The following is an 11523-nucleotide window of genomic DNA, read 5'->3' on the forward strand; positions in this document are numbered from 1 at the left end:
AGAGCTTGTTTAAAAATAAACGTGAAATTTGGGGCGGCTCACTTCCGGATAAAATCCATTTAAGGCAAAGGAGCATAGCGGGCTATGAATAAGTCAAGATGAATTCAGTTTCTTATTGATAACGTGCGTAGATTTCCACTCCTTTCTTCTTCGCTTTGGCAATGTCATCGGGATCGGAGGGATTTACTCCATATTTTGACAGAGGGGGAACAATAACCTTTGTGCCGGGACGTATGCGATCCGGGTGACCAAGGATAGCTTTGTTCTCTTCGTATATATACGGCCACAGATTGTAGTTGCCGTAGTGCTCTTTAGCCATTGTGGTTAGATAACGGGTTTTTGTGATGGTATCATATACCGGTTCGTCAGACGGGCGGGTTGGCACTTCCGCCGTCTGTTCCGTTTTTGCCATCTGTTCATTCTTCGAGTCGGCGTCAGAAGCTTCAATTAAATCTTTCTTGTCGCTGTCTAATACGTCAGGTTCCGGAACTTGTCTGACATCAGCATCTGTCAATTGTCCGGAAGTTTCTGCTTGTACAGAAACTTCTGTGTTTTTCTCTTCAGAGACAGTGGCTACCCACTTCTCAAAGAAAAACAGATATGCGCACAGGCATATCACAGCCGCACATGCCACGCCGCATGCAAATCCCAATAAAAATCTATAGTTTCTTCGAGTTTCAGTGTGCTCTTCGTTCAGTTGAGACACGATTGGAAATGAATCCAGTCCGGATTCATTTTCAAGCTCGAATTCCTGTTCGTTTTCATCCGAATCCTCATCGGGTTCTGGGTACCCTGCGGCTTGCGCCGCAGACACAGTCTGGTCTGAGATTGCGGAGGAGAGGAGAGGGTCTTCTTCGGCTTGCGCCGCAGACACAGTCTGGTCTGAGCTTGCAGAGGTGGGGAGTGGGTCTTCTTCGGCTTGCGCCGCAGACACAGTCTGGTCTGAGATTGCAGAGGAGGGGAGAGGGTCTTCTTCGGCTTGCGCCGCAGATACAGACGGGTCTGAGGTTGCGGAGGAGAGAAGAGGATCTTCCAGTGCGTTGTCGGGGATTTCTATGGATTCGAACATGGCGAAGGGGGCGTTGACCTCTTCGGCGAGCTCTTTTGCCGGTACGAAGACAATTTTGTTGTGTCCCGGAATTTCCATCTGTTCGCCTGTGTTGACGTTAACACTCTTCCGAGGTTCAACGGCTACTACCTTGAATGTTCCGAGAGATTTAATACGCACATTCTCACCTGCCTCCATCGCATCGACCAGGGTGTTGAAGAATTCGCGAAGGAAATCTTCGCATTGCTTTTTTTGTTTTCCTGTCTTGTCAGCCAGCAGACTGACAAGAGTCGGGAGTGTTATCTTTTCGTTCATCAGCGTATCTTTTGTTTGAGAAGTGATGACGGTTTGAAGTTTATTGTCAATTTAGGGGGGATAAGCATCTTTTTACCGGATGACGGGTGAATAGTTATCCTTTCCGCTCTAAGCTTTGGTTCGAAAGTGCCGACAGAAGGAATCGCTACTATGTCACCGTCCTTTATCGCTTCGGCAACAATGACACCGAGAGATTCTGTAAGATCGGAGATCTCTTCTCTGGATCTGCCTGTTCTTTCGGCAATTTTATCTATGAAGGTTCTGTTGTCCATTGGTGTGGTTCATTTCTTACAAAATTAACAAAAAAAACGGTTCTGATGAAATTTATTTGTTTTTACTGCGTCTTATATATAACTCTTAGAAACTGAACTCGTCTTCCTCCTCTCATCGCCGCCAGCCGTAAGGTTGTCGGCTCATCGAGTGGCGAAAACATCTCGAAAATGTTTCTCAAAATACTCTGAAAATAAATTTAAACAGCTTCTTAAATTTCATTCACAAGAAGGGGGATTTTCAAGGGAATTTTACTCTCAACAGGCAGGCATTCTGAATATATAGTCTTGCTTATTGAGTCATTGAGTCATTCTCAATATACATTCATATTGAATAAAAACAATTTTAAACAGAATAATAATGAAAANAAGAATTACAGCATTATTGTCATTAGCAGTGCTATTCTGCATTTCGACATCTGCCCAGATTTTCTATAAGGTAGAGGGCAACGGACTTAAAAATCCATCGTATATTTTCGGAACTCATCATCTTGCACCATTATCCGTCATAGATGAATTGCCCGGATGTCGTGATGCATATAAATCTGCAAGTCAGGTTGTAGGAGAGATAGACATGACTGTGAATCAGATGGAACTTGCTTCAAAGATTCAGCGTTATATGATTGCTCCGGCGGACAGCACTCTTTCCCGTGTCATTTCGCCGGAAGATTTCGGACGTATATCGGAGGAATTCAGGAAATGGGCACCCATGCCCGGGATGGAACTGCAGATGTTGGAGGGTATGAAGCCTATGGTGATTACGGCTATGGTATCTGTAGAGATGGTGAAGCAGAAGCTTCCCGGATATAATCAGACTGAGCAGCTTGACACGTATTTCCAACTTCAGGGTAAAGCGACAGGAAAGGAAGTTATAGGACTCGAAACGCCTGAATATCAGGCAGAACTTCTGTATTGTTCAGAGCCGATCTCGAAACAGGCAGAGGCATTGGTGGAACTTCTTGACAATCCGGTTGAAAACGTGGAGAAATCGCAGAAACTCAACGATGCCTATCTTGCGCAGGATATAGACGGGTTGTTCGAGCTTACAAAAGATGAGAATAAGGATTCATACGCGTTTATGGAACTGCTAATTAACAAGCGTAATGCAGACTGGATTTCAAAGCTTCCGGAAATTTTTAATGCTGCGCCAACATTTGTGGCTGTCGGAGCTTTGCATCTTCCCGGAGAAAACGGAGTGATCGAGGGGTTGCGCAAGGCAGGATATACAGTGACAGCAATCAAAAACAAATAGGAATCGGCAGATCTCCATGGCATCTGCATTGACATTGTTCATTGTAATGGAGAGGAACGAAAGTACTTCGGAAGTATCTCGCCGGTGTTAAGAAAAATAAGTCAAAACGAGTTCTTGCATATAATATTTAGGGCATAAATATTAGATTGAGTTAAATATTATAGTATTAAAATATACATTGTTTATCCCGTATCGAATTTTAAAGGAATTTTTCTTTGAAAATTGGTGCGGGATGCTTAATTTTATCGAATAAACGTAAATCTAATTACACATGGAACTACCTTTTGCAGAATCTTGGAAAATAAAAATGGTTGAGCCGATACGTAAGAGCACGCGTGAAGAGCGTGAACGTTGGCTCAAGGAAGCTGATTACAATGTGTTCATGTTGCGGGCAGATCAGGTTTACATAGACTGCCTGACCGATTCAGGCACCGGCGCAATGAGTGACCGTCAGTGGGCGGCAATGATGACTGGTGATGAGTCTTATGCCGGAGCGCGTTCATTCTATGAACTTAAGGATACAATAACCCGTATCACCGGGTTTGAGTATGTGATTCCCACTCATCAGGGTCGTGCTGCAGAAAATGTGCTTTTCTCGCATCTTGTCAAGAATGGTGATATTGTCCCTGGTAATTCTCATTTTGATACCACTAAGGGACATATAGAAAGTCGTAAGGCTTTTGCTGTGGATTGCACGGTTGATGAGGCAAAAAACACACAGCTTGAGATTCCGTTCAAGGGAAATGTGGATCTGAACAAGCTTGAGAATGTTCTTGCCAAAGACAGTGATAAAATACCGTTTATAATTGTAACGATTACAAACAACACAGCTGGAGGGCAGCCTGTGTCCATGGAAAATCTCCGTGGGGTTCGTAAGCTCGCTGACAAATATGGTAAAAGAGTGGTTTTTGATTCGGCAAGATTTGCCGAGAACGCCTATTTTATCAAAACGCGGGAACCGGAGTTCAAGGATGCCACAATAAAAGAGATATGCAGGGAAATGTTCAGCCTTGCCGACATCATGACAATGTCATCGAAGAAAGACGGGCTTGTGAACATGGGCGGATTCATTGCGACGCGCTGGGAGGATATATATGAGGGAGCCAAGCGTTTCGTGATTCCTTTTGAAGGGTTCCTTACCTATGGCGGAATGAACGGCCGCGATATGGCGGCACTCGCTGTCGGTCTTGACGAAAATACCGAATTCGAAATGCTTGAGACCCGTATCAAACAGGTTGAGTATCTCGCCGCCAAACTTGATGAATACGGGATACCGTATCAGCGTCCTGTAGGAGGACATGCGCTTTTTATCGATGCCGACAAGGTGCTTGACAGGGTACCTAAAGAGGAGTTCCCGGCTCAGCGTCTCACTATCGAACTGTATAGGGAAGCAGGTGTCAGAGGGTGTGAGATCGGGTATCTGCTTGCGGACCGTGATCCGGTCACACGTGAAAATCGTTTTGATGGCAATGATTTTCTGCGTCTCTGCATATGCCGGCGCACTTACACTGACAATCATATGAATGTCATTGCAGCGGCATTGAAGAATGTATATGACCGTAGGCATGAAGTCACTCGGGGTGTCAGAATCAAATGGGAGGCGGAGCTGATGCGACACTTCACTGTCAAACTCGAACCTCTCGGATAATAAAAAAGCCTTGCTCATTTCTGAGCAGGGCTTTCTTTTTTGGCTGAAGCCGGGGGAACCGGTCCGCAATACAGGTTCGGACCCGGATAAAGACCGGCTGGTGGCACGCCGGGTTTTCCCGGGTGTCCGCTGCCGTTGAAGAAAGGATAGGGGAGTCCCCATAAATATTCCGGATCTTTTCCCGGACTTAGGTAGCCGTCAATGATAGTGTCGCGTCCGGTCGGATTCTCGAAGGTGTAGAGATGGAATCGATATAGCATTACCGCTATATGCTCGAATACCGTTGATTGTATGCCTTCGTAAGGAATCCATGATGAAGTGGATGTGAAACAGTATACCTGGAATGGAATTCCTGTGGCTGTCTGAGCGAGTGTATTGACAAAACAATCATCAGCGTGGCTGATGTTCGGATTGGCGTCAAGATAAAGTTTGACATATGCCCTGAGTATTCCAAGGTTGGTGTCAATGGATCCGTCTACGAGTCCTGCGCTATTGTTGACTTCCTCGACTTTTCCGGCAGCGCGTTGTTCGAGCTTCTTTGCTATCCATTCCTTCAGCAACGGAATTTCAGCAAATTCCGCAAGCATATTGTCATCGGTCGCCACGATGCTGTCCGCATCTATCATGTAGCTTCGTTGTATGCGGCGTGTATGGCTGAGCTGCATGTTTCTGTAGCTCTTGAAACCTTTGCTTATAAGATCGTAAGGGGGGATTGTGGATATTGTCTTATCCCAGTTTTCGATCTTAATTGCCGTGAGTCCGACTTCTATCACAGTGCCGTTTGCATCAGAGCCGTTCGGTACAATCCAGTCTCCTTCGTGGAGAGAGTCGTTTTCTGCCAGCTGAACACCAGCTACAACACCTAATATGTTGTCTTTGAATACAAGCATAAGAACCGCAGAGAACGCTCCGAGTCCGGCAAGCATGGATGCCGGGGATCTGTTGAACAGGATTCCGAACACTATGATGACTCCGATAATCCATAAAATAAGTTTTACCAGTTGAACAACGCCGTTCAAAGGAAGGTGACGTTTGTTGGCTCTGTTATTCACGTGAGTCCAGACTACATCTGCAAGAGTGGTGAAAGTTCGGCATAGGATGAATACGATATATATCCATGTGATTCGGGTCAGCCACAGGGCAAGAGATTCTCTCCCGTTAAGAGTGAACTGAATAAGGATAAGAAATATGATAGGAGGGATGATGCGGCATATCTTTGTGAAGAAATGATGCCCGACAAGGTAACTGTAAAAATCGTTCTTTACATGAGGTCCGATTTTATTGAGGGTGTATACCATAATCCATTTTACCATCATTCCCACACACCATGCCACGAGAAAGACCAGTGTGGCATATAGCAGTAGAAACAAAGTTGAATGGTGTTCGAGACCGAAGATGTCAAGAAACCAGTTCACGCATTTCATAAGGATTTTTGCGATGAAATATGAACTTTCTTCAGTAGTGTCAGACAGATGGAACCCCACATTTGTGTCTATGGGGGCTGCTGGTATGCTGTCTGTGTGGGAAACAATTAGTGGAATCATTTGTGTCAAATGCTGTGATTATGCATTTAATACAAAGGATAAGCTCTAAATGTTCAAGTCCGGTGATAAGGTATTCTGTTGCAAGCAGGGCAATCGGGCAGTGTATGGCAATTATTATCGGGTTGTAAAAGAATCCGGGGCGACAATCACTTGCCACCCCGCATTCTTTATTATGCAAAATTAATGTAAAACACTATTATGAAACAATTATTTCAGTTTTAAAACCTGTCCTGCCTTGATTTTGTCGGAACTTGCAAGGCTGTTGAGTTTTCTCAGTGTAGTTGCCGACATGCCATATGAGCGGGCTATTGCTGAAAGCGTGTCGCCTTTCTTGACAGTATAGGTTGTTTTTTTGCCGTTGCCTTTCTTATAAGGATTCTCTTTTTCACTTTTTGCGAGATTCTTTGAGGGTGCAAAGTTTCTCGGTTTTGTATATGTGGATTTTGAGAATGTATAAGTATCGGTATGTGTTGTATGGTTTGCGAAATCAAATATTGCAGAGGGATTTATTGCATATCCCATGAAGCGTGTCTCGAAATGGAGGTGAGGACCTGTGCTTCTGCCGGTGCTGCCGCCTAAACCGATTGGTTCACCGGCTTTTACCGTCTGATCAGGTTTTACGAGATGTTTGTTAAGGTGTCCGTATACTGTTTCAAGTCCGTTGGGGTGGCGTATGATGACATAGTTTCCATACCCTCTTGCCTCATAGGCTGTGAGTCTTACTTTACCGTCAAATGCAGCGTAAATAGTGTCGTTGCTTCGTATGGCGAGGTCAATTCCCTTGTGCATTCTTCCGAATCGCGCCCTGTATCCGTAGTTGGATGTGACCCTTCCCGGCACCGGCATAAAGTAGCCTGTAACGTCTATTACCTTTGAATCAGGCACCTCCGATTGCTTGAAAGGGTTCACGGCTTTGCTGTTCCAACCTTCGGTATAGATGTCAAGTTCAGGTTCGATGTCATCAATAAGGTCGATAAAAGTATTTTTTTCCACAAGACGAATCTGGTCTTTGCTTTTCGCCTGATTGGCAAGAAGCTGCTTGTGCATGTCGGAATGAGCTGCTTTTGATACTATTTGCTGTGCCGATACGCTTGATGCGGCAAATGCCATAAGTATCGCGGCTCCGAATATTTTTCTAAGTCTAATCATTTCTTTCGTTGAAATTCGAGGAGATGTTCTTCGAAAAGAGAGGTTATAGGTTAAAATTATCAGGTTGTTTTATATCATAACTCATCCTCGGCGTAGAGGAAGTTGAAGTATGCAGGAGTGTAGTCGAAAATCTCTTCAGGTTTAAAGAAGCGCGCGAGTTCGATTTTAGCGTTCTCAACGCTGTCGCTTGCGTGAACGATGTTCATCTGTCCGCTTACGCAAAGGTCTCCTCTAAGTGTTCCCGGGGCAGCTTTGCGTCCGTTGGTCGCACCTGTCATTTCGCGGAATACCTTTACAGCATCAATACCTTTGAGACACATTACAATGACCGGAGAAGCCACCATAGAAGCAACAATCAATGGAAAGAAGGGCTTGTCGGCAAGGTGGGCGTAGTGTTCTCGAAGTATAGCTTCATCGAGTTGAATCATTTTAATGCCGCAAATTATCAATCCCCGTTTTTCAATCCGGCCGATTACCTCGCCTATAAGATTGCGCTCAATTGCAGAAGGCTTGAGGATTACAAGTGTCTGTTCCATTTCTTGCAGTTTTACAATTTTTAAGATTTTCAACTTCTTACGATTCAAAGATAATCAAAAGTGTTCCTATATCCCAATATTTTAACAACTTTTTTCCTTTCAGTTACGGCGTTTAATCCGAATCATGGTTCTAACTTGATACTATATTAGATTTTAGGGCGGTTTTATGTTTTACAACATGCTTTTAAACAATTTGCACACACCCGAGAGGTGTGTGCAAGTTTTGAGTGTATTTATTGTTAAAATATGTTAATGCAAAGAAATGCCCATGTCATTTAATGATTTAGCATTTTCAGTTTGGATCAGGGCATCTCGTTAGCCGGAAGTTCATTGTAGTTTCCTTTTCTGATCATTTCAAGAAGCAGATGAAGTTTTCCCACTTCCTCCGGATGTTCCTGAGCCACATTTGTCTCTTCATATGTCTTGCTCATGTCGAAGAGCTGTTGCACTGGTGCGCAACCGGTCTCGACATAGGCTCCGCGTGGTTTCATTTTTGGGAAAGTGCTTGCTTCAACGTATTTCCAGTCCGGCACACGGATTGCAAGGGTATGGTCATATCCCTGCTGTATAACCCAGGGACGGCTTGTCATGTCGCGTCCGAGCCAGTTGTCCATGCGGTTGAAAGAGTCTTGAGCACTTCCTTTCGGCATGCTGACACCAAGAAATCCTGCAAACGATGCAACGAGGTCAATCTGAGAAAGGACAGTCTTGTTTTCGCCTTTGTTGAGTTTTCCCTGTGGCCAGTGTACTATTACCGGAACGCGAGTTCCACCCTCATACAGGCTGTATTTGGAGCCTCTGAGTTCGCCTGTGGGGGAATGTCCGTTTAGTAGTTCCTGTGCGTGGTCGTCATATCCGTCGTTCAGTACAGGTCCGTTGTCGCTTGATATAATAATGATTGTGTTGTCAAGAATCTTCATGTCCTCAAGAGTCTTGACAAGCTGCCCGACGCACCAGTCGAACTGTGCAATGGCGTCACCCCTGAGTCCCATCTTGTTTTTTCCCCTGAATCGGTCGTGAGGGAAACGGGGCACATGGACATCGTTTGTGGCAAAATACATGAAGAAAGGTTCGTTGCCCTTCTCTTTTATGAAATCGATTGCATGTGCCGTGATGGAATCGGCAATGTTTTCATCTTTCCAGAGAGCTTTGCCTCCGCCTTTCATATATCCGATACGTGAAATTCCGTTTACAATCGACATGTCGTGCCCGAATGTGGGTTTCAGATTGTAAAGCAGTTCAGGGTTATCCTTTCCGGTCGGTTCTCCGGGGAAGTTCTCTTTATAGCTGACTTCGATCGGAGCGGAAGGGTCATAGTTCGCTATATGGCCGTTTTCAATGAACACACAAGGCACGCGGTCGGCTGTTGCAGCCATGATATAAGAATAGTCGAAACCGAGGTCACCGAGAGCTGCCGGCAGCTGGGCGTTCCAGTCCTGTGTTCCTGTTTTGTCGCCAAGACCGAGATGCCATTTGCCAATAGCGCATGTGGCGTATCCTGCAGATTTGAACATGTCCGCCATCGTATACTGTTCCGGTCTGATGATCATGCCTGCATCGCCTGGTGCTATGTCCGTGTCAGGACGTCTCCAGCTGTAGTGACCGGTAAGCATAGAATAGCGTGATGGTGTGCTGGTGGCTGCTGTGGCATAAGCATGCGTAAAACGGATTCCGTTGTCAGCAAGACGGTTGACATTGGGAGTCTCTACATTTTTTGCACCGTAGCATTGCAGGTCTCCGTATCCGAGGTCATCAGCGTAGATTATCAAGACATTGGGTCTTGAAGGGTCGGATGTGCGTTTTTCTTTCTTCGGAGCTTCCGAAGCATTGGCAGAGGCAATCATGCCAAGCGACATGACTGCCAGTGCGCTTTTCATCGTTTTCATTTGTCAGGTTATTTGGTTAGTGTTATTCTTGTGTCTTATTTCAGAAGATGCCGTAAAGGCGCTATATTAAGGTTTGCGGTGTTGTTTGTATAGAGGTTATACAGATTCTGGTAGCCGAGGCTGACAGCCTTGTCTATCATTTCTTTGCCGGTTGCAAGGTCTCCGGTCTGCGCGTAATATACAGCTGCGAGGTAATAATCGTCTTTGGTTTTATTCTCCTTTTCGCGTATCGCGCGTTTCATTGTTTCATCGGCATCCAGTTTTTTTCCTGCCAGACATTGGGCAAGAGCTTTATAGGTAACATCGCGGAATGTCTCGGGATCCAGAGTGTTGCCGATTCTACCGTATTCTATGATTGCCTCTTTGGCATTGTCCGGTGTATTGGAATTGACATATGCACGTATCATTCTTGCATATAGATTTGCCGGGTCTGTCATCGCGGCTTCATTGAGGCTCTGGATGGCGGCTTTTGTATCTTTAAGAGCGATATTCGCCAATGCAGATTGCACGAGAGCTTCGGTGGAGTTGGCATCTATGCTCAATGCCTTTGTTGCAGCGAGCAGTGCTGCCGAAGGATTGTTTGCGGCAAGTTCTGTTTCGGCTTTTACAAGTAAGGTGGAGACACTGTTTTCCTTAATCACAGCGAGATCCGCGTTTGTGGTAGCCTCGGATATTTTGTCAAGAGCCAAGCAGCATCGAGCCATATTTGCATAAACAGAAGCTATTTGTCCTTCGCGAGACTGCAGAAGGCGGGTGAAACCATCATATGCCTGACGAAAGTTGCCACTGTTGAATGCTATGCTTGCCTGAAGGAAATATAGAGCATCTGTGTTTGAAGTGCGCGAAATGGCGTATTGAATGGCTGCTTCCACAGCAGGATAGTTCTTGTCAGCCAGACGTATGAGCGATTCCAGAGGGCGGCTTGATTTATTGTCGGCGAGACTGAAAGCACTCAGATAGTTGGCGGCGGCGTTCTCATCTTCTCGCATGTCTTCATAGAGCTCTCCTATGCGGCAATAGGTTAGGTAATTGCTCGGATCCGCGTTTTCGGCTTGTTTTATAAGTTCTTTCGCATCTTCTTTTTTATCCATCATTATGTCTGCCCTTGCCATTCCGAAGAATGCCTCCTGACTGCGACTCTTAAGACGTTGCATTGCGGCAAAAGACTCGTAGGCGTCTTCCGGACGATTCAGATAGAGGGCGACATTACCTTTTTTGTAAAGCAGTGCATAGTCTTTGGGTGACAGCGCAAGTGCATTGTTGACTGCGGAGAGGGCTTTGTCATATTCTTTTGTCTGGATATATATGTCAGTCAGCATCGAATACTCATCTATGCGCAACTCTTTCTCTTTTTCAGGGGTATAGTCGAGTGCTTTGATGATATCGACCAGTGCCTCGTCATACATCGACAGATTGTAATATTGAGTGGCACGCTGATAAAGAGTAGTATAGTCTTTCGGGTTCTCATTGAGAATTTCCTGATAACCGCGAAGCACGGCTTTTGTAATCGGGTTTATCTGCTGGGCATGGGCACCAGTGCAGGCAAGAAGAGTAACTGCTAAAAAAAATGCTTTTATTTTCATTTAGTTAGAAATATTATAAGTTTATTTCATTAATGGCACTCCTGAGAGTGGTAAGATTCTTGAGAAGACAAGCCGCTTCCGAAAGGGGGAGCATATTTGCTCCGTCGCTTTTGGCTATTACCGGATTCCGGTGTGTCTCCATGAATATGCCGTCGGCTCCTGCCGCCAGTCCGGATTTTGCAATAGTCGAGATGAGTCCGGGAAGTCCGCCGCTTACGCCATCTGCGCCATTCGGCTGCTGTAGCGAATGAGTGATATCCATTATAACGGGACATTCACATTCTTTTTTCATT

Annotated in this window: 9 protein-coding genes and 1 pseudogene; 2 read left to right on the forward strand and 8 right to left on the reverse strand. The window is 45.3% G+C overall.

The window, feature by feature from the left end:
* Positions 1–112 precede the first annotated feature (112 nt).
* Both JX312_RS03540 and JX312_RS03545 read right to left on the reverse strand, forming a co-directional pair.
* Positions 113–1363 carry an HU family DNA-binding protein gene (locus JX312_RS03540; protein WP_204457097.1) on the reverse strand — a complete coding sequence of 417 codons (1251 nt, stop codon included), beginning with the start codon at positions 1361–1363 and terminating at the stop codon, positions 113–115.
* Positions 1363–1635 carry an HU family DNA-binding protein gene (locus tag JX312_RS03545; RefSeq protein WP_204457098.1) on the reverse strand — a complete coding sequence of 91 codons (273 nt, stop codon included), beginning with the start codon at positions 1633–1635 and terminating at the stop codon, positions 1363–1365. The genes JX312_RS03540 and JX312_RS03545 overlap by 1 nt, the downstream gene beginning before the upstream one ends.
* Positions 1636–1993: 358 nt before the next feature.
* Between JX312_RS03545 and JX312_RS03550 the strand changes: the two genes are divergently transcribed.
* Both JX312_RS03550 and JX312_RS03555 read left to right on the forward strand, forming a co-directional pair.
* On the forward strand, positions 1994–2884 hold the full coding sequence (locus tag JX312_RS03550; protein ID WP_204457099.1) for a TraB/GumN family protein: 891 nt from the start codon (positions 1994–1996) through the stop codon (positions 2882–2884).
* Between the two features lie 271 nt (positions 2885–3155).
* The gene (locus tag JX312_RS03555) at positions 3156–4532 is read left to right on the forward strand and encodes a tryptophanase (protein ID WP_123405935.1); all 1377 of its coding nucleotides are present in this window, start codon (positions 3156–3158) and stop codon (positions 4530–4532) included.
* 14 nt (positions 4533–4546) lie between these two features.
* Here JX312_RS03555 and JX312_RS03560 read toward each other — a convergent pair whose 3' ends face one another.
* The 6 genes and pseudogenes from JX312_RS03560 to JX312_RS03585 form a co-directional block, all read right to left on the reverse strand.
* Positions 4547–6076: a mechanosensitive ion channel family protein gene (locus tag JX312_RS03560; RefSeq protein WP_204457100.1), complete on the reverse strand. Its 1530-nt coding sequence runs from the start codon at positions 6074–6076 to the stop codon at positions 4547–4549.
* 207 nt (positions 6077–6283) lie between these two features.
* Complete coding sequence (locus JX312_RS14270; RefSeq protein ID WP_123405932.1) at positions 6284–7225, reverse strand: peptidoglycan DD-metalloendopeptidase family protein; 942 nt, start codon at positions 7223–7225, stop codon at positions 6284–6286.
* A gap of 74 nt (positions 7226–7299) precedes the next feature.
* Positions 7300–7761 carry a nucleoside-diphosphate kinase gene (gene ndk, locus JX312_RS03570; protein ID WP_123405930.1) on the reverse strand — a complete coding sequence of 154 codons (462 nt, stop codon included), beginning with the start codon at positions 7759–7761 and terminating at the stop codon, positions 7300–7302.
* A 302-nt stretch (positions 7762–8063) separates the two neighbouring features.
* Positions 8064–9647, reverse strand: coding sequence for a sulfatase-like hydrolase/transferase (locus JX312_RS03575; protein WP_128708056.1), 1584 nt, complete (start codon positions 9645–9647; stop codon positions 8064–8066).
* A 35-nt stretch (positions 9648–9682) separates the two neighbouring features.
* Positions 9683–11230, reverse strand: a complete 1548-nt coding sequence (locus JX312_RS03580) for a hypothetical protein (protein WP_128708057.1) — start codon at positions 11228–11230, stop codon at positions 9683–9685.
* Between the two features lie 13 nt (positions 11231–11243).
* Positions 11244–11523: pseudogene (locus tag JX312_RS03585) on the reverse strand (3-deoxy-8-phosphooctulonate synthase); the annotation flags it as partial.

This window comes from Barnesiella sp. CU968, from assembly GCF_905219685.1.
In the GTDB taxonomy this organism is placed as follows: Bacteria; Bacteroidota; Bacteroidia; order Bacteroidales; family Muribaculaceae; genus Lepagella; species Lepagella muris_A.

What these genes read in the sequence shown, in the direction of transcription:
- ndk (WP_123405930.1), bottom strand. Translation starts at nt 7,761, where the DNA reads ATGGAACAGACACTTGTAATCCTCAAGCCTTCTGCAATTGAGCGCAAT.
- JX312_RS03560 (WP_204457100.1), bottom strand. Translation starts at nt 6,076, where the DNA reads ATGATTCCACTAATTGTTTCCCACACAGACAGCATACCAGCAGCCCCC.
- JX312_RS03545 (WP_204457098.1), bottom strand. Translation starts at nt 1,635, where the DNA reads ATGGACAACAGAACCTTCATAGATAAAATTGCCGAAAGAACAGGCAGA.
- JX312_RS14270 (WP_123405932.1), bottom strand. Translation starts at nt 7,225, where the DNA reads ATGATTAGACTTAGAAAAATATTCGGAGCCGCGATACTTATGGCATTT.
- JX312_RS03555 (WP_123405935.1), top strand. Translation starts at nt 3,156, where the DNA reads ATGGAACTACCTTTTGCAGAATCTTGGAAAATAAAAATGGTTGAGCCG.
- JX312_RS03540 (WP_204457097.1), bottom strand. Translation starts at nt 1,363, where the DNA reads ATGAACGAAAAGATAACACTCCCGACTCTTGTCAGTCTGCTGGCTGAC.
- JX312_RS03580 (WP_128708057.1), bottom strand. Translation starts at nt 11,230, where the DNA reads ATGAAAATAAAAGCATTTTTTTTAGCAGTTACTCTTCTTGCCTGCACT.
- JX312_RS03575 (WP_128708056.1), bottom strand. Translation starts at nt 9,647, where the DNA reads ATGAAAACGATGAAAAGCGCACTGGCAGTCATGTCGCTTGGCATGATT.